Consider the following 17022-nt stretch of genomic DNA (forward strand, 5'->3'; position numbering starts at 1 on the left):
AAATAGAGTGTGAAAGCACACTATACACTCATCATATTGCCTGAAAAAGATAAACCAAATGAAATACAAGAGAATCCTCCTTAAGCTAAGTGGAGAAGCCCTTATGGGAGACCGTCAGCATGGGATAGACCCAGCACGATTAAAGGAATATGCCATAGAGATCAAGCAAGTTGTGGAACAAGGTGCCGAGGTGGCGATAGTCATTGGGGGCGGGAACATCTTCCGTGGACTTGCAGGCGCTAGCAATGGTATGGACAGGGTACAGGGCGACTATATGGGTATGCTCGCTACGGTGATTAACGCCTTAGCACTGCAAAGTGCCTTAGAGAGCGAGGGGGTACTCACCCGCTTACAAACGGCCATTACAATGGAGGCCATTGCAGAGCCTTTTATCCGCCGTAGGGCGGTACGCCACTTGGAAAAAGGGCGCGTGGTCATCTTCGGGGCAGGTACAGGGAACCCATACTTTACTACCGATTCGGCAGCGGTACTCCGCGCGATAGAAATCAATGCCGATGTGATTCTCAAAGGTACCCGTGTAGATGGTATCTATACGGCTGACCCAGAGAAAGATCCACAAGCTACCAAGTATGAACATCTTACCTTTGTGGAGGCTATAGACAAAAATCTTAAAGTAATGGATATGACTGCCTTCACCCTTAGTCAAGAAAACCACTTGCCCATTATTGTTTTTGATATGAACAAAAAAGGCAATCTGGCCAAAGTAGTGGCAGGGGAAGCAGTAGGAACAATCGTTAATGAGTGAAAAGTGAAGAGTGAAAAGTGAAAAACTTTTTACCCAACACTATTTCATTATTCGTTTTTCACTTTTCATTATTCACTATATAATTATGGAACATCATGATCACGACCATCATGGTCACCATCATCACCATGTGCCAGATTTGAAACGTATCAATCAGGCATTTTATGTAGGGATAGGGGCAAATGCGCTCTATACCATTATAGAGTTTGTGGTAGGGATACGCATCAACTCCTTAGCCCTGATCTCTGATGCCAGCCATAACCTGAGCGATGTGGCAACCCTTATTATCTCGCTCTTGGGAATGAAGTTGGCACAAAAGGGAGCGACCGCGCTTTATACCTATGGGTATAAAAAGGCTTCTATATTGGCCTCGTTTGTCAATGCTGTAATTCTTTGCCTTATTGTTATCAAGATAGGAGTGGAGAGTATCGAGCGCTTCTCACATCCGCCCCAGATGCAGGGAGTGATGATTATCATCACCGCGCTGATAGGCATCTTTATCAATGGGCTTTCGGCTTTTCTCTTCTACAAGGGACAGAAAGACGATATCAATATCAAGGGTGCTTTCTTGCACCTGATGGTAGATGCTTTGGTCTCTCTTGGGGTGATTGTCTCAGGGGGCTTGATTGCGCTGACAGGCTGGAATATCATAGACCCCATCATTAGTTTTGTGATTGCTTTTGTCATTCTCTTTTCCACTTGGGCGCTGCTCAAGGAGAGTGTTAAGCTCATTTTGGACGGTGTACCTCATCAGCTCTCCAATGAAGAGATACAACAATTACTGCTTAATCACCCCTGTATCACCTCCATTCATCACTTACATATCTGGGCGCTAAGTAGTTCGGAGAATGCCTTGACGGCACACTTGGTGGTGAGGGAAGGTGTCAGCTTAGAAGATATTATGCAGATGAAAAAAGAACTCAAGCATTCTCTCTATCATCATGGGGTACAACATGCCACTCTTGAGGTAGATATCAGCGGTTTCCGCTGTGGGGATACCACTTGTAGTTGTTATCATCAGCATGAAGAGTAAAATAGGGAGCGAAAGGTCGCTCCCTATTTTCTTATCTTAAAGCCTTATTTTTTATTTTAAGGCCTTGAGTGCGGCCTCATAATCAGGTTCATTAGTGATTTCTTCTACTTGTTCGGTATAAATCACTCTTTCTTCTTCGTCCAAGACGATGACAGCACGAGAGAGGAGTCCCTTAAGAGGGGTGTCTACAAGTTCCAAAGGATATTTCTTAGAGAAATCGCCACGGAAATCGGAGAGTACCACTACATTGTTCAGACCTTCAGCTCCGCAGAAACGAGCCATAGCGAAAGGCAAGTCCTTGGAGATACACAATACTTTGGTATTGGGAAGGTTGGCAGCTTCTTTGTTGAAACGTCTTACAGAAGCGGCACATACGCCTGTATCTACGCTGGGGAATATGTTGAGCACCACACGTTGTCCTTTGTAATCAGAAAGAGAAATCTCTTTCAAATCACTACCAACGGCTACGAAATTAGCCGCAATAGTACCTACTTTAGGTAGTTCACCTGCAGTGGAAGCAGGCTCATTGTGAAATGTAATATTTGCCATAAAAACTTTATTTTAGAGGGTACAAAATTAATGAATAATCGTGAAATAAAATACTTTTTTGTCTTTAAATAAAAGTTAAAGTTGGCCGTTTAAGTCTAGGCGACCTAACAGGAATTTTTTGACCTTTTCCTTGTTATATCCTTTGTTTTCTTCCATATCTTCCGTCTTGCGAGTGGAGAGGATATTGCCTTTTTTGTCAAGGATTAGAAAAGCAGGATAGCCGTATTTCTCACCTGGGTTTCCGTATTTGGCAAAGGCCTTTTCGTTTTTGTTCTCAGGCGAGTAGTTCAGGTGGTAGTATAGGTACTTCTTGTCCAAGATTTTTTTCAGTTCGGGGTCGGTGGTAACCAAGTGGTTAAAGCGCAAGCACCATATACACCAATTACCTCCTATTTGGATAAGGAGTTTCTTGTTTTTCTTCTTGGCCTGCTTGAGCAATTCATTGATTTTCTCAAGTCCGTCCTCCTCTGGGTTATAGGGCTTAGCCAAGGTTGCTTTCTCTTGCGCTACCTCACTAGGAGTATTCTGCGCAAATACGATAGGTTGCCCTATACAGAGTAGGGCTATAAGGAATAAACGACTTATCAATTGTTAATTATTAATTGTTAATTGTTAATTACTAGTGTTGCATTATTGGGAATCATCTTAAATTGTCAATAGTTAGGTTGTCATTGATAACAATTAACAATTAACCATTGACAATTAACCATTGACTATTATATGATTAGCATAGCATCTCCGTAAGAAAAGAATTTGTATTTTTCTTTTACGGCCTCCTCATAGGCATCCATGATGAGTTCGTGGCCAGCAAAGGCAGAAACCATCATCAGTAGGGTGGATTTAGGAGTATGGAAGTTGGTAATCATCGCATTGGCTACGCCGAAATCGTAAGGAGGGAAGATGAACTTATTAGTCCAACCCACAAAAGGATTCAGTGTATTGTGAGAGGATACCGAGCTTTCCATGGCGCGCATCACGGTTGTTCCCACAGCACATACACGCTTGCCTGCTTCCTTGGCCTTATTGACCTTGTCGCAAGCCTCTTGAGGAATGATGATCTCCTCGCTATCCATTTTGTGCTTGGAGAGGTCTTCTACCTCTACAGGGTTGAAGGTACCCAAGCCTACATGTAGGGTGAGTTCGGCAAAACTAATGCCCTTGATCTCCAAGCGCTTCATGAGCTGTTTGGAGAAGTGTAACCCAGCCGTAGGAGCAGCTACAGCCCCCTCGTACTTGGCATAGATTGTTTGGTAACGCTCTTCGTCCTCAGGCTCTACAGGGCGGGTGATATACTTAGGCAGCGGAGTATGTCCCAACTCTAAGAGTTTGTTGCGGAAGCCCTCGTAAGAACCATCAAAAAGGAAACGAAGGGTACGCCCACGAGAGGTTGTATTATCAATTACTTCAGCTACGAGTTCCTCTTCTTTGTCAAAAAAGAGTTTGTTGCCGATACGTATTTTTCGAGCAGGATCCACTAGAACGTCCCATAGGCGTTGTTCTTTGTTGAGTTCTCTTAAGAGAAAGACCTCTATCTTAGCGTTGGTTTTCTCCTTATGGCCATAGAGGCGTGCAGGGAATACCTTAGTGTTATTGAGGACGAAAACATCTCCATCGTCGAAATAATCAATAACATCTTTGAACAACTTATGTTCTATGGTGCCTATTTTGCGATCGACAACCATAAGGCGCGCTTCATCGCGGTTTTCACTGGGATACTCAGCCAAGAGTTCTTTAGGAAGATTGAAGTTAAAGCTAGATAATTTCATTGTTTGTATCAAAGGCATTTAAGGGTGCAAATATACGATTTTTTAAGGGGCGTTGTCAAGCGTTTTCCTAATTATTTTATCTGTGTTTTTATTTTTTCTACAATCTCGGTAGGGCTAAGGCCATGACAGGGAAGGATAAAATGCGCTTGGGTATAGAAAGGAAAGCGCTCGAAGAGGTGTTTGTTGAGAAACTCCTCTATATCCTCCAAAGACAGATGAGCGATCAAGGGGCGCTCAGCTTTCTCAGGCAAGAGGCGCGCCATAAGTTCGCTTGTGGGTAGTTGCAGGTAAAAGGAATAAGGAGAAGCGGCACGAATAAGCTCCATAGCCTTTCCATAGCAGGGAGTACCGCCCCCCAAGGCGATGACCATAGGGGTAGGGCTGTCGAGCAGCTCTGAGAGGTAGGCTTGTTCCTGTTTTCTAAAATAGATTTCTCCCTTCAGGGCGAATATTTCTGAGATCTTTTTTCCTTCTTTGCGCTCGATAAAGCTGTCCAAGTCCTCAAAAGGGAGGTCGAGAGCGTGGGCGAGGAGCTGCCCGATGGTGGATTTTCCGCTACCCATGTAGCCTAAAAGGATAATTTTTTCTTTCATAAAACACAGAGTAATAAGCTGTTGCGATAAGGATAGAAATAAAATGCAAAAATAATTATTTTTTTGTTTGTTTATACGAAAAAAAGATGTAATTTTGCACCCGCAATAAAGCTCCTAACATAAGGGAGATTTGCAAAGGACTTGGTAGCTCAGTTGGTAGAGCACAACACTTTTAATGTTGGGGTCCTGGGTTCGAGCCCCAGCCAGGTCACATAATTTGCACTTTAAACGACATGGCGACTTGGTAGCTCAGCTGGTAGAGCACAACACTTTTAATGTTGGGGTCCTGGGTTCGAGCCCCAGCCAGGTCACACGAAAGATTTTAATGACTCGGTAGCTCAGTTGGCAGAGCACGACACTCTTAATGTTGGGGTCGTGGGTTCGAGGCCCACCCGGGTCACAAGTTTTAGCCCCTTGGGGCTATTTTACTGTGAAAGCAGTCTTACCTTGCCTACGTGGAGAAATTGGTAGACTCGCCATCTTGAGGGGGTGGTGCTCGTTAGGGCGTGCTGGTTCGAATCCAGTCGTAGGCACAAAAATCCTTAGTATTCAGTACTAAGGATTTTTTATTTTTACTAATGCCTATGCTTGCAGACCTTTTAGAGAAAGATTATCAGCTACTGGTGGCCATAAACCAAACGGGTTCCCTCTCATGGGATACCTTTTGGCTGCTTATTACCAATGCATGGAATTGGGTACCTTTCTTTGCCCTGATTCTTTGGGCTAACTTCCACTTCTTTCCCCGCAAGGAGGCTTGGCGTATTTTTTTCTATGCCATAGGAACCTTGCTCCTTACAGTGGCTATTACCAATACTACTAAGGAAATTGTAGGACGCCTGCGCCCCTTACATACCCAAGCGCTCATTGCTCAGCTGCGTATTGTGATAGGGGAGAAGGGCTATAGCTTTTTCTCTGGTCATACCAGCAATAGCTTTGCCCTTACTACCTTCTTATATCTAGTCTTTAGAAAGTGTATGCGCTTTGCCTTTTGGCTTTTCCTTTGGCCGCTGCCCTATGCCTATAGCCGCCTCTACCTAGGGGTGCATTTCCCTACGGATATCCTTGTAGGCCTTCTGGTAGGAGTAACCACTGCCTGGGTAGGGTATTGGTTTTATCTTAGGGGTAAGAGGCGCACTACTTCCACAGATTCTGAGGGGTACGCCCCGCTACCTGACCAAAAATCTTAGTAGCCAAATAAGGGTTGTCAATAAAAGGATTGCGGTTGCCTTGGGCTTGCTCTATCTCATTGTTGCGCTGTAGCTCCAGAGGAGAGACCTCATCTTCGGCATTCCACTTCAGTAGCAGCCCCACTCCATCGGTACTTACATGGTGAAAGGGCAGGTTGTATCTTAGATACATATACATAAGCATACGAGCCACATCGCCCTTATATTCGTCACCAGGGTACCATGCTTTGCCTTTTTTCTCTCTGCTTGTAGCGCCATGCCCTTCGGTGAAGGGAAGGTTGCCACGGGAGGAGTTGGTGCCGCTGTCTATATACTGCAAGTGGTGCAAGTCGCCTAAGGGCTGGTCAGGATCCCCGTATTTTTTGATATGGCTCTGTGGGTAGATATGTTCGGTATTGATACTCCCATGTGGCTGGTTGCGCTTCTGTATCTCACTTGCGGGGCGACTCTCTCCTGTATAGACCAAGAGAACATGCTGGGGATTTTTGGGGTCTTTGTTGGCCTTTTCCAAGAAAGGATGGCGCTTGCCATAAGGGATAAAATGGGTATGCTTGACAATGGTCAGCACGGCCAAGTCTTCCTTGAGTTCGTCCCCATTCTTGGTAAAATCCACTGACTGATAGTAATACTTGAGTTTGGCAGGCACTACGACCTTTTCATAATGTTTGGGAGATTGAGGCAGGTATAGAGCCTTCTCCTGAGCTAAGATATCTATTCTCTGATAAGGGTCTTGTGCTTGTCTTTGGGAAAACTCCTCTCCCTTGCAAGCTATAAAGGCAAGGAAAAGAGAGCCAATGAGTAATATATTTTTCATAATCGGGTATTTATTCGTTATTAAGTCTGAAACAGAGTATTTCTTTGGTATAAGGGGTAGGGCGAAAACGTTCGTCTGCGCGGCGGCCTACGACCCATAGGATTTGGTCAGTGCTATCGGTCAGCAGCCATTGGTTTTCCTTGTCATAGAGCGAATATTTCTCATCCTTGAAGTACTTGCGCAGTACTTTCTTCTGTCCGCCCATGCCGTAGGGGTAAAAGAGATCTCCCTCCTTACGCTTGCGCAAGCATAAGGGAAACAGTACCTTCTGCTTATCTATATAAATCACCTCGACTCCTGATGGGGCAGCCTCACTGACCTCTTGCCAGCTCAAGGCTATGGGCGACTTGATGACACCAGCTTCATCCTGTAAATAGAAAACAGCAGGGGAGGCCTCCTTTAGTTCACTAATAAGCCATTGCCCACGGTTGGAGAGCAGGCGGTGGGTATCACTGGTAAGGTATTTACCCGTATTGGCTTGCAAAAATCGTTCCAAAGCATCGGCATCGGAAAATCCATAAGGAGAAAGGAGTTCGTGTAGCAAAAAACGCCTATGGGGGTGTCTGCGGAGTTTTTCTATAAGGAAAACGATAGGATTGCCTAGGACAAAACATTCTTTCCGATACTGCTCAATACCCTCTTGTAGGAAGTTGTAAGTGAGCTGTAGGAGCGATTGGGTTTTCTCAAAGTTCTTAAAGAAAAGCGGGTGCACCTCTTTGAGCATAGGGGAGAGGTGGTGGCGAATCTTGTTGCGGGTATAAGCATCGGAGCTATTGGAGCTGTCCTCCCGCCAAGAGATATGGTTTTCGGTGGCAAAGGCAAGGATTTCCTCCCGAGAGAAAGGGAGTAAGGGGCGCAAGATAGCCCCGTTCTGTGTAGGTATGCCTAAGAGACCCTTGAGGCCTGTACCACGAGAAGTGTTGATCAGGAACGTCTCCCAAGAGTCATTGGCCTGATGGGCGGTTAGTATATAGTCATAGCCCTGCTCTTGGCGTAGTGCTTCAAACCAGTCATAGCGCAGTACACGGGCCGCTAGCTGGGTGTTCAGTCCATGTGCCTTGCCATAGGCCTTGGTTTCAAAACGCTTTACAGCCAAGGGAACAGAAAGCTGGTGAGAGAGCGCCTCCACAAAACGCTGGTCGCCCTCGCTTTCCTCCCCGCGTAGCTGGAAGTTGCAATGCGCCATAAGGAAAGGAATATCTAACCCATGGAGCAGGTGAGCGAGTACTACGCTATCAATCCCTCCACTGAGGGCCAAGATAATTTTCTTTTGCCATAGGAAAGGGAAATGCTGCTGGAGATGCTGTTGGAAAGATGCTAACATAGGGGGAAGTGTATTAAATAAAAAAGCTCTCAGAGTGTTCTGAGAGCTTAGTGCGGGTGATAGGACTCGAACCTACACACCTCACGGCACCAGATCCTAAGTCTGGCGTGTCTACCAATTTCACCACACCCGCGTGTGATTTTTAAGACAGTGCAAAGGTACAACTATTTTTGAAACTGACAAATAAAAATCAATTATTTTTTTAATTATTTTACAATTGGTTGATTGTGAGTGTGTTATATGTAACTATAATAGCATTTTCATTGCTTTTTGAAGGCCTAAGATGAGGCGATCAACTTCTTCGAGGGTGTTATAAACGGCAAAACTAGCACGTATGGTACCTGGAATGTGATAAAAGTCCATCACAGGCTGGGCACAATGGTGGCCTGTACGTACAGCTATACCCATTTGGTCAAGGAGTGTTCCTACATCATAGGGGTGGGCGCCCTCTACATTGAAGGAGATGACTCCTGCCTTACGCTCCAAATCATGTGTACCATAGATGGTGATACCGCCTAAGGCTTGAATCTGCTCGTGGGCATACTTTAGCAAGGCGTGTTCGTGAGCCGCGATATCGGCCATGCCTAAGGAGTGCATATAGTCAATAGCTACTCCATAGGCGATCCCCCCACAGATGTTGGGTGTTCCAGCCTCCAGCTTATAAGGCAGATCGGCATAAGTAGTCCCTTCAAAGCAGACGGTCTTGATCATATCCCCGCCGCCCTTATAAGGGGGGAGTTTCTTAAGCCACGCCTCTTTCCCGTAGAGAAAGCCAATCCCAGTAGGGGCGTACATCTTGTGTCCTGAAGCCACGAAGAAGTCAGCATCTAAGTCCTGTACATCTATGGCAAAGTGTGGGCAACTCTGTGCCCCATCTATAAGGGTTACCGCCCCTACACTATGGGCTAAAGCAATGATTTCCTTGACAGGGTGTACATTGCCCAAGGCATTGGACACATGTTGGCAGCTGACTACTTTGGTACGCTCAGAGAGCATAGCCTTGAAGTCCTCCATAAGGATCATACCCTCCTTATCTACAGGGATAGGACGGACAACAGCCCCTGTACGCTCGGCCAAGAGCTGCCAAGGAACGATATTGCTATGGTGCTCAGTGGTCAGTACCAAGATCTCATCACCTGCCTTTAGAAAAGGGGTGAGACAAGTAGCCACTAAGTTGATTCCCTCGGTGGTACCACTGGTAAAAATCACCTCGTAGGACTTGGCTGCGTTGATGTGCTTTTGTAGTTTTTTACGGGCTACTTCATAGGCTTCGGTAGCCTCTTGGCTGAGGGTATGTACCCCACGATGGATATTGGCATTGTAGGTGGTGTAAAAATGGACAATGCTATCAATGACCTGTTGGGGCTTTTGAGAAGTTGCCCCATTGTCAAAATATACTAAGGGATTTCCGCCTATCTTTCTCTCTAAGATAGGGAAATCACGACGAATTTCAGCAATAGACTTCATAATATAAAGATAAAAAGTAAAAGGTAAAAAGTAATAAGGTTAAAAAGTAAAAAGTAAAAAAGGTGCTATCTACAATGAGATGGCACCTTACTTGTTACAGAAAGTTATAAACATTATTTCTTATGTCTTGGTTCAGAGGAAACAGTAAGTTTTTTTCTTCCTTTAGCTCTACGACGTGCCAATACTTTACGTCCATTCGCCGTGGCCATACGTTCTCTGAAACCGTGTTTATTTCTTCTTTTTCTCTTGGAAGGTTGAAATGTTCTTTTCATTGGATTGAATATTAATATCTTAAATTAAACGTTTACTTGCTCTTAGCTCTTTGAAGCTCCCATAAAAGAAAGCGGGGCAAAGGTACTATTATTTTTTGGAATGTACAAGTATTTTTAAAATCTTTCTTGAAAAATTTGTACGAATGAAAATATTATCCTACTTTTGACCTTTCTAAAGGCTTGTCTTTATGGAGTTGTTACTCAAGTATTTTCCTACTCTCACCCCTACACAAGTGGCACAATACACTCAGGCAGTAAGCCTATACGAGGAGTGGAACGCACGTATCAATGTGATTTCTCGCAAGGATATGGAGCATTTTGTGCTGCATCACCTATTGCACTCCTTAGGCATAGCCAAGATACACCCCTTCTCGGTAGGGCTAAAGGTATTAGATGTAGGTACAGGTGGCGGTTTTCCAGGGATTCCACTGGCGATTCTCTATCCAGAGGTGTCTTTCCACTTGGTGGATTCCATAGGCAAGAAAATAAAGGTGGTACAACAAGTGGCTACTGCTTTAGGCCTTACCAATGTCACCTACCAGCAGGCACGTGTAGAGACCCTTGAGGGGCAATACGACTATATCGTAAGCCGTGCTGTAACCCAAATGGCGGACTTCTATAAGCTCACCAAGCATCTGCTCAAGCCTGTAACCAATAAGGGAGATAAGCGGGGAATACTCTACCTAAAAGGAGGCGACCTTACTGAAGAGTTGGCAGCTTTTCCTTCGGCTACTGTTTATAACCTTTCTGAGGTCTTTGAGGAGGATTTTTTTGAGACAAAAAAAGTGGTATATCTATAGTAATACCCATTGACCCTCTGTGATATAGTACTCCATCCAGTATTTGTTTTCTTTGCTGATTCCTTTTAGAATCAATGTGTTGTCTAAAAAAGTGATTTCTTGTATAAGGTCGAAAACTTCTCGTTGTGCTCCTTCACAAATCACTTCAGTAGGTTTGATATAAGGAGCAGGAGAAAGGAATATTTTTACCAAGAGCTCGCGCCAATTTCTAATAGTTATTTGGATATTTTTGATATAACTTTGGGTGGGGATATGATATACCTCGTCATAGAGAATAGTTATCTGATTGTCAGTTATGGTCATTTCTCTCACCGGAAGGTCAGCGGTCTCTATTTCAGATAGTTTCATAGGCTGATGTGTTTACCAAATGCTTCTTTCGTAAAGGACATATTTTATAGTCTTTCATAATATTCAAAAACGAAATACTCTTCATCAGAGAAATAATGTAGTATTTGCTGCGATAGGTTAATATATCCAATATCCAAACCTATATGTTGGGATATCTTTTCATCCAATTCTGCCTCGAAAAAAGCCTCTACCCTCATGAGTTCTACGCAGATACCAAAGTCTAAAAAAGGCAATATAATAATGTCAGAAGGCTTTGTTTGCTTTGCTATCTTCTCAATGATCCAGTTTCTGATACTATATTTGTCATATTTTTCTCCTATACAATATCTATCATTGTATCTTTGGTAATTTTCTTCAGTATAGCGTATATGTGTTGAGATAAAATCATAGAACTCTTGCAGCTTATCCGCAGTAACAACCTCTATAAAGGTGCAATCTTTGTGAGATTTGTATTTGGTTTCTATCCTTTCTTTAGCTAATGCTTTTCTCTTGGCTTCTAAAGTATTCATCTTGCTTATTAAGGGACAAATAGTTCATAGATACATATTCTATACCCATTAGGATCTCTTATATACAGATATTCTCCCACAGGGATATCATATTCTCCTGACACTTTATATACACTACCATTTTCACTCGTATTCTCTTCCGAAACTTGTACATTACCAACACAGGTGGTGATGGAGTTGTAAGAAATAGACACAGCTGGTATTATAAAAAACTCCAAATTGATAAAATATGATAGTAAAGGAAGTCGTTACAATCAATATCTCGGATAGGAGCCTTTTACAAATTCTATTCCTTGGAGAAATCCAAGTTATTGAATGATTCGACTATTAACTCTATACATCGTTTGCCTGCTTCCCAATAATAATTATTTAAGCTGGGTCTTGGTCCAATTGATTCAATATAACAGATGCCGCTATTACTTTGTATAAGATATGACATGAGAAAAGCTCTGAATTGCTTTTTAGGATATTCTAAATCTCCTTGAATGTACCATGCTTTTTCTAATTTTGGATTCAGAATATTATCAGCTACCTTTTTTTGTATTTTGCATTCAAATTCTGATATGTTTTTTAAACGTGTTTCTATGTTCGAGGCGATGCTTTCAAAATTTTCTTTGCTTGTCTTCGCATACAAATATATATTGACTACACCTATATTCTTTCCCTCGTCTTCATGCTTAAGAAGAAAACGAATAGATTGGGCGGACAAATTATCATGATTGCTGTCCTTGAACATCTTCCATGATGTTGGGAAATAAAATGTGAAATTATTTTGTTTGAAGTTGAAACTAAAGGGTTGTAAATTTTCTGCCATGTTCCAATTCGTCTTGTTTATCAAATCCCAATTATTTGTGATTTGGAGTATATCCAACATCCTTCCTTGATAATCTTCTTTAAAGCAAGATGTTTTTACCATAAAATAATTGGCTCCTGAAAAATCAGGATCATAGTCTTTTAGCACAGAAAAGCGAGATATTACACTCTCACCTTTATTTGTTGTCTTTGCCGTGAGAATATCAGCATAAGTTCCTGTTGAAGTCCCATTAATTTTCCTATAGTGAAGAATGTTTTCTCCCATCAGATCAAGTTTTTTAACAAGCCAATCTGCTGCGTTCATTTCATACCAACAATGTTCATAATATACGGAGACCTCTAACATCGAACAGGTTTTGTCAACACTAACATATTGCCCGATATTATTAATGTCAAGTCCTTCTATAGATTGCTTTTTAATCTCTACAGGTTTTACGTCCTTAGGTAGCAGAATCCAATACGCTAATTGTGATTCTGCAGCAGTGTAGTTACATTTCCAATAACGCTTAATCTGTTCTTCTTTCGAATAAGATTGTTGGATGGGAAACATTTCTTTGTTATTTATATCTTTTATAAATCGTTTCTATAATGAGAGTTTTACAATAAACAGTAGGAACCTCCTTTAACTAAACATACATCCTGTAATTAAAATTATACACCCTGTTAGATAAAGGATTCTACCCCATTTTATGAATAAGAATTTGAACTTATCTATTACTTGAATACGTTCATCATTCATAACAAAACCATTGTATTTTACATGGAAACTCATCATGAACTTAATGAGGAAATTTACAAGAGCTTCCATTATAATGATTATTAAATTTGTCATAATAATAACAAGTATAGAATTGTAGAAATCATGACAAACATCCATCATTTCCGTACTATACTTTGCGACTAGAACTAAACTAAGCATATACATTATGCATGCACCTAAAAGGCATGCAAGATAATAGAATAGTAATTTCTTGCCATGATATTTCTTGTACATTACTATCGATAAGATATAAAATACAAGGACTAAAATGATGAACAAAATAATTCTCATATTTTTTATCCTATTTTATTTTGTTAGAGATTTTTAAAATCTCTAAGTGATCAAGAAATTTTTTAGTTTCTTCAAATGTATATTCTTCCTTTTCTAGCTCTATTTCCTCTTTTATCATTTTAAATATCTTTGTCTAAGTTCTTCAATAGTTACTTTTTTTCCCTCTTGTTGTATAGCTTCATCAATCATTGCAAAATAAGTTTTCTTACTCATTTTATTTTTCTTGTTCACTTTTTACCCAAACCTCAAACCTCAAAAACTCCCCTTACTTTTCCCTAAAGAAAATATCCAAAGGGACGCCTTCAAAATTGAATTTCTCACGGAGCTTGTTCTCTACAAAACGGCGGTAAGGATCCTTGATATATTGGGGAAGGTTGGCAAAAAAGACAAACTGAGGTAGGTCAGTAGGTAGCTGCATACAGTACTTGATCTTGATGTACTTTCCTTTGGTAGCTGGTGGTGGGGTAGCCTCAATGATCGGGAGCATGTACTCATTGAGCTCAGAGGTCTTGATGCGCTGACTGCGGTTGTTATACACCTCTACGGCTTTCTCTATTGCCTTGTAGATACGTTGTTTGGTAAGGGCAGAGATAAAGATAATAGGCACATCGGTAAAGGGGGCGATAATCTTGCGAATCCCTTCCTCAAAGTGCTTGGTGGTATGGTTGTCTTTTTCTACCAAATCCCATTTGTTAACCAGAATTACTATTCCTTTTTTATTGCGCTGTGCCAGCCAGAAGATATTGGCATCTTGCCCCTCAAAGCCACGAGTAGCATCCACTAAGAGCAGGCATACATCGGAGTGCTCTATGGCACGTACTGAGCGCATCACAGAGTAGAACTCCAAATCCTCTTTGACCTTTGCTTTGCGGCGAATCCCTGCGGTATCCACGAGATTGAACTCAAACCCAAAACGATTATAACGGGTGTCAATAGCATCACGAGTGGTACCCGCTATGTCGGTAACAATGTAGCGTTCCTCCCCTATGAGAGCATTGATAAAGGACGATTTCCCTGCATTGGGGCGTCCCACTACGGCAAAGCGAGGTAGAGTTACTTCCTCCACTTTTTCCTCCTCAGGGAGCACTTTGACCACGGCATCCAAGAGTTCGCCGGTACCACTCCCATTGACACTGGAGATAGGAAAAATCTCTTCAAACCCCAAGGCATAGAACTCATTGGCGTCCATAGCCCGCTTGGTATTATCTACTTTGTTTACGGCTAAGAAAGTAGGCTTCTTGCTACGGCGCAACAGTTGGGCAATCTCCTCATCGGTACCCATGATGCCACTCTCTACATCTACTAAAAAGATGATGGCATCGGCCTCCTCAATAGCCAGATTCACTTGCTTATCTATTTCTTTTTGGAACACGTCATCGCCTCCTGCTACATAACCTCCTGTATCAATCACGGAGAAATCACGTCCGTTCCAGTCGGTTTTTCCATAATGGCGGTCGCGGGTCACCCCACTGATGCTATCTACGATAGCCTCACGGCGCTGAACAAGGCGGTTGAAAAAAGTGGATTTGCCTACATTAGGGCGTCCAACAATGGCTACAATGGCACTCATTTTTAGAATTTTAATTTATTAGGGTCGTTTCTGTTATCCCAAAAGGTTACTATGACAATTTCAGTCAAGTCTTCATTGATCTCATAGATTCTGTAGAATAGAGAAAAATGGGATAACACAATAATCTGCCTTACCTCTCTGTCTTCAGGTCTTTCTTTTCCTATTTTGGGAAAAGAACTTAACTTAGAGGAGGCTTCTTTTATTTTGGCTCTTATTTTTTTGGAATACTCATTGGATTGGTTATGTTCGTTCCAAAAAATCAAAGTATCATAATATTGTATTTTAGCAACAGCAGACCAAGTAACTTTTACTTTCTTTCCCATTGCATGATAATATTTTCAGCTTCTTGGTCTACAATAGCATCATCAAAAACAAAACCTCTCTCGGCTTGCTCGGTTCCTTTCTTAATAGAATCAAGTACCCTCTGAGGGAGTCTTTCAGGGGGGAGAGGAATCTCTTGTAAGATCTCAATCCCTTGTGCTTCTAATTCCAATAGGACATCTTCTATAGAAACATCTTTAGGTAATTGGGCAATAGTACCAGTATTCATAGGTTTATTTTTCTGCAAAGGTAGTCAAAAAAATAAACATAGCAATAAAGTCGTAAGAAATTCTGATTTTTTGCCGAAATTTCGTTATATTTGTCGCGTTATAGAAAGGGAACTTTTAAAGTTGATTTTATGAGAAATTTGTTTTTCCTCTTCTTTACTCTTTGCTCTTATGTGGGGTTTGCTCAGAGCGATAGCCTTGCTATTACTCCTCCAAGGAGGTATCCGCCTTCGTGTGATTGTTTTCAGGGAATAATTAACCTGACCCCAAGGCTGGCTTACACCTATGCCGATGCTAAGAGTTCACACTTTGCGGGGCTGATGCTTCACAATGATTGTATTGCTTGTGGCGGGGGCTTCTATGCAGGAGTTCATTTTGCGGGTAGGGGTTCTCATAGAGTAGTCCCTGAGGTGGGGGCTGAGTTCTATCACCTGTTGCTGGGCTATGGGGTCTCTCTTTCCACTGAGGCGATTACTCCACGTGTAGGACTGTCTTTATTTAATTTGTTACGGGTAGATGCTGGCTATGCCATTCCTTGGGCAAAAGCTCCTCTTTTTAAGGGATTTACCCTTTCTATAATTACTGATATTCGATTGCTTAGTTATCCTTTACTTTTATGAGAACAAAAATACTTTTATTACTGACTTTCTTTTTCGTAACCAATAGCTTTTTAGCTCAAGACAGAAAGCTAATAGAAAGCTATAAACAACCTGAATCGGGCATTATGCTTTTCCCAAATAAGACTTTTGCTGCTTGGACTTATATGACAGTTATTCGTGGCTATTACCAAAAGAGACCCGATGGGGTGTACTTATTAAAGCCTCAGCGGGAACCCTTATTCTTGGTATATGGGTATTATAATGATTCTATTGGGAAGGATAAGGTGCGTATCCGTTTTGCCAATTTTGAAGAAGGGAAGAACTATATTCAGTATGAGAATGGGAAGACCTATAGTGTGTTCAATGATCACCCTAACTGTTTTTCTCATGAGTATATACATACCTTTGACAGAAAGGAAGTGGGCAGTACGCTTACCCTTATACATCATATGGGATACTATGATGAAGAGGTGTCTTATTTATTTGAGGGAGAGGGGATTAAGAACACATTGCAATTTGACTTGGGAGCGTATAATGATTTCTTGATTTCCTATGATAAACTTAGTCGTGAGAAGGCAAATGTAGTGCTCGTACCTATGGAGTTAGAAGGGGAAAAGGGGGCTTTTTTTCATAGAGGGAAATGGCCAGAAGAAGAGCTGAAAATGGTCAAAGAAAGATTGAAGCAAGTACCTAAAGAGGATCTCAAAAGGTTTTTTGTTTCTAAAGAAAAATCAAAAGATATAAGTCAGGAGTCTATCTCTTTCCTTTATGCAGAAAACATAGAGCCTCCTACGGCACTTCTTGTCCTAAAGAAAGATGGGAGAGTAGTGGGGGGTAGTTATACTTCAAAACCTTTTGAAAATGAAGAAGTTAGGCTATATTTGCAGGTCAAGACACAGGGAAGTATCACAGACCCTAAGCAGCTCAAAGTGGAGCCTAAAACCATCTTTGTCTCCGAGTGTGAATGACCTTCCCAAAGAAGAGAAATAAAGGCGAATTAGCTAATCTTCAAA

Annotated in this window: 21 protein-coding genes and 5 tRNA genes; 10 read left to right on the forward strand and 16 right to left on the reverse strand. The window is 41.9% G+C overall.

Annotated features, from left to right (window positions below):
* The first annotated feature begins 58 nt into the window (after positions 1-58).
* Positions 59-766, forward strand: a complete 708-nt coding sequence (gene pyrH, locus HMPREF1154_RS06640) for a UMP kinase (RefSeq protein WP_009641831.1) — start codon at positions 59-61, stop codon at positions 764-766.
* An 85-nt stretch (positions 767-851) separates the two neighbouring features.
* Positions 852-1799, forward strand: coding sequence for a cation diffusion facilitator family transporter (locus HMPREF1154_RS06645; protein WP_034567041.1), 948 nt, complete (start codon positions 852-854; stop codon positions 1797-1799).
* Positions 1800-1850: 51 nt separating this feature from the next.
* On the opposite strand, the gene tpx is transcribed toward HMPREF1154_RS06645, so the two are convergent.
* The 4 genes from tpx to HMPREF1154_RS06665 form a co-directional block, all read right to left on the reverse strand.
* Complete coding sequence (gene tpx, locus HMPREF1154_RS06650; RefSeq protein WP_009641801.1) at positions 1851-2348, reverse strand: thiol peroxidase; 498 nt, start codon at positions 2346-2348, stop codon at positions 1851-1853.
* A gap of 75 nt (positions 2349-2423) precedes the next feature.
* The gene (locus HMPREF1154_RS06655; protein WP_009641782.1) at positions 2424-2936 is read right to left on the reverse strand and encodes a thioredoxin family protein; all 513 of its coding nucleotides are present in this window, start codon (positions 2934-2936) and stop codon (positions 2424-2426) included.
* A gap of 128 nt (positions 2937-3064) precedes the next feature.
* Entirely contained in the window at positions 3065-4114 is a 1050-nt protein-coding gene (gene queA / locus HMPREF1154_RS06660; protein ID WP_016421146.1) for a tRNA preQ1(34) S-adenosylmethionine ribosyltransferase-isomerase QueA, read from the reverse strand.
* A 71-nt stretch (positions 4115-4185) separates the two neighbouring features.
* Complete coding sequence (locus tag HMPREF1154_RS06665; RefSeq protein WP_009641785.1) at positions 4186-4707, reverse strand: shikimate kinase; 522 nt, start codon at positions 4705-4707, stop codon at positions 4186-4188.
* Between the two features lie 138 nt (positions 4708-4845).
* On the opposite strand from HMPREF1154_RS06665, the gene HMPREF1154_RS06670 reads away from it, so the two are divergent.
* The 5 genes from HMPREF1154_RS06670 to HMPREF1154_RS06690 all read left to right on the forward strand — a co-directional run bounded on the left by HMPREF1154_RS06670 (position 4846) and on the right by HMPREF1154_RS06690 (position 5894).
* A tRNA-Lys gene (locus tag HMPREF1154_RS06670) sits at positions 4846-4918 on the forward strand.
* A gap of 27 nt (positions 4919-4945) precedes the next feature.
* A tRNA-Lys gene (locus tag HMPREF1154_RS06675) sits at positions 4946-5018 on the forward strand.
* A 16-nt stretch (positions 5019-5034) separates the two neighbouring features.
* Positions 5035-5107, forward strand: a tRNA-Lys gene (locus tag HMPREF1154_RS06680).
* Between the two features lie 49 nt (positions 5108-5156).
* Positions 5157-5240 (forward strand) — tRNA-Leu (locus HMPREF1154_RS06685).
* Positions 5241-5291: 51 nt separating this feature from the next.
* Positions 5292-5894 (forward strand): phosphatase PAP2 family protein, encoded by a 603-nt coding sequence (locus tag HMPREF1154_RS06690; RefSeq protein WP_034567050.1) that lies wholly within the window; start codon positions 5292-5294, stop codon positions 5892-5894.
* Here the strand turns inward: HMPREF1154_RS06690 and HMPREF1154_RS06695 are convergent.
* The 5 genes from HMPREF1154_RS06695 to rpmH form a co-directional block, all read right to left on the reverse strand.
* Positions 5842-6708, reverse strand: coding sequence for an endonuclease I family protein (locus HMPREF1154_RS06695; RefSeq protein WP_009641778.1), 867 nt, complete (start codon positions 6706-6708; stop codon positions 5842-5844). The two genes, HMPREF1154_RS06690 and HMPREF1154_RS06695, sit on opposite strands and share 53 nt — an antisense overlap.
* Positions 6709-6718: 10 nt before the next feature.
* On the reverse strand, positions 6719-8032 hold the full coding sequence (tilS, locus tag HMPREF1154_RS06700; RefSeq protein ID WP_009641813.1) for a tRNA lysidine(34) synthetase TilS: 1314 nt from the start codon (positions 8030-8032) through the stop codon (positions 6719-6721).
* Between the two features lie 51 nt (positions 8033-8083).
* Positions 8084-8165, reverse strand: a tRNA-Leu gene (locus HMPREF1154_RS06705).
* Positions 8166-8278: 113 nt separating this feature from the next.
* Positions 8279-9499 (reverse strand): aminotransferase class V-fold PLP-dependent enzyme, encoded by a 1221-nt coding sequence (locus HMPREF1154_RS06710; RefSeq protein WP_009641817.1) that lies wholly within the window; start codon positions 9497-9499, stop codon positions 8279-8281.
* Positions 9500-9612: 113 nt separating this feature from the next.
* Positions 9613-9771 carry a 50S ribosomal protein L34 gene (rpmH, locus tag HMPREF1154_RS13100; RefSeq protein ID WP_002669412.1) on the reverse strand — a complete coding sequence of 53 codons (159 nt, stop codon included), beginning with the start codon at positions 9769-9771 and terminating at the stop codon, positions 9613-9615.
* A 188-nt stretch (positions 9772-9959) separates the two neighbouring features.
* Between rpmH and rsmG the strand changes: the two genes are divergently transcribed.
* Complete coding sequence (rsmG, locus tag HMPREF1154_RS06715; protein WP_009641802.1) at positions 9960-10571, forward strand: 16S rRNA (guanine(527)-N(7))-methyltransferase RsmG; 612 nt, start codon at positions 9960-9962, stop codon at positions 10569-10571.
* On the opposite strand, the gene HMPREF1154_RS13705 is transcribed toward rsmG, so the two are convergent.
* The 7 genes from HMPREF1154_RS13705 to HMPREF1154_RS06750 form a co-directional block, all read right to left on the reverse strand.
* A complete protein-coding gene (locus tag HMPREF1154_RS13705; protein WP_009641811.1) occupies positions 10566-10919 on the reverse strand; it encodes a hypothetical protein in 354 nt (117 codons plus the stop codon). The two genes, rsmG and HMPREF1154_RS13705, sit on opposite strands and share 6 nt — an antisense overlap.
* A gap of 44 nt (positions 10920-10963) precedes the next feature.
* Positions 10964-11428, reverse strand: coding sequence for a hypothetical protein (locus HMPREF1154_RS06725; protein WP_009641808.1), 465 nt, complete (start codon positions 11426-11428; stop codon positions 10964-10966).
* 8 nt (positions 11429-11436) lie between these two features.
* A complete protein-coding gene (locus HMPREF1154_RS13320) occupies positions 11437-11622 on the reverse strand; it encodes a hypothetical protein (protein WP_009641788.1) in 186 nt (61 codons plus the stop codon).
* A 92-nt stretch (positions 11623-11714) separates the two neighbouring features.
* Entirely contained in the window at positions 11715-12791 is a 1077-nt protein-coding gene (locus HMPREF1154_RS06730; RefSeq protein ID WP_009641784.1) for a hypothetical protein, read from the reverse strand.
* A 766-nt stretch (positions 12792-13557) separates the two neighbouring features.
* Entirely contained in the window at positions 13558-14862 is a 1305-nt protein-coding gene (der, locus tag HMPREF1154_RS06740; protein ID WP_009641795.1) for a ribosome biogenesis GTPase Der, read from the reverse strand.
* A 2-nt stretch (positions 14863-14864) separates the two neighbouring features.
* Positions 14865-15185 carry a type II toxin-antitoxin system RelE/ParE family toxin gene (locus tag HMPREF1154_RS06745; protein WP_009641807.1) on the reverse strand — a complete coding sequence of 107 codons (321 nt, stop codon included), beginning with the start codon at positions 15183-15185 and terminating at the stop codon, positions 14865-14867.
* Positions 15170-15412: a hypothetical protein gene (locus HMPREF1154_RS06750; protein ID WP_016421155.1), complete on the reverse strand. Its 243-nt coding sequence runs from the start codon at positions 15410-15412 to the stop codon at positions 15170-15172. The genes HMPREF1154_RS06745 and HMPREF1154_RS06750 overlap by 16 nt, the downstream gene beginning before the upstream one ends.
* Before the next feature lie 129 nt (positions 15413-15541).
* Here HMPREF1154_RS06750 and HMPREF1154_RS06755 point away from each other — a divergent pair, with 129 nt between their 5' ends.
* Positions 15542-16030 carry a hypothetical protein gene (locus HMPREF1154_RS06755; protein WP_009641796.1) on the forward strand — a complete coding sequence of 163 codons (489 nt, stop codon included), beginning with the start codon at positions 15542-15544 and terminating at the stop codon, positions 16028-16030.
* Entirely contained in the window at positions 16027-16977 is a 951-nt protein-coding gene (locus HMPREF1154_RS06760; RefSeq protein ID WP_009641794.1) for a hypothetical protein, read from the forward strand. Before HMPREF1154_RS06755 ends, HMPREF1154_RS06760 begins: the two co-directional genes overlap by 4 nt.
* Positions 16978-17022: the final 45 nt, after the last annotated feature.

It is taken from the genome of Capnocytophaga sp. CM59 (assembly GCF_000293175.1).
Lineage (GTDB): Bacteria > Bacteroidota > Bacteroidia > Flavobacteriales > Flavobacteriaceae > Capnocytophaga > Capnocytophaga granulosa.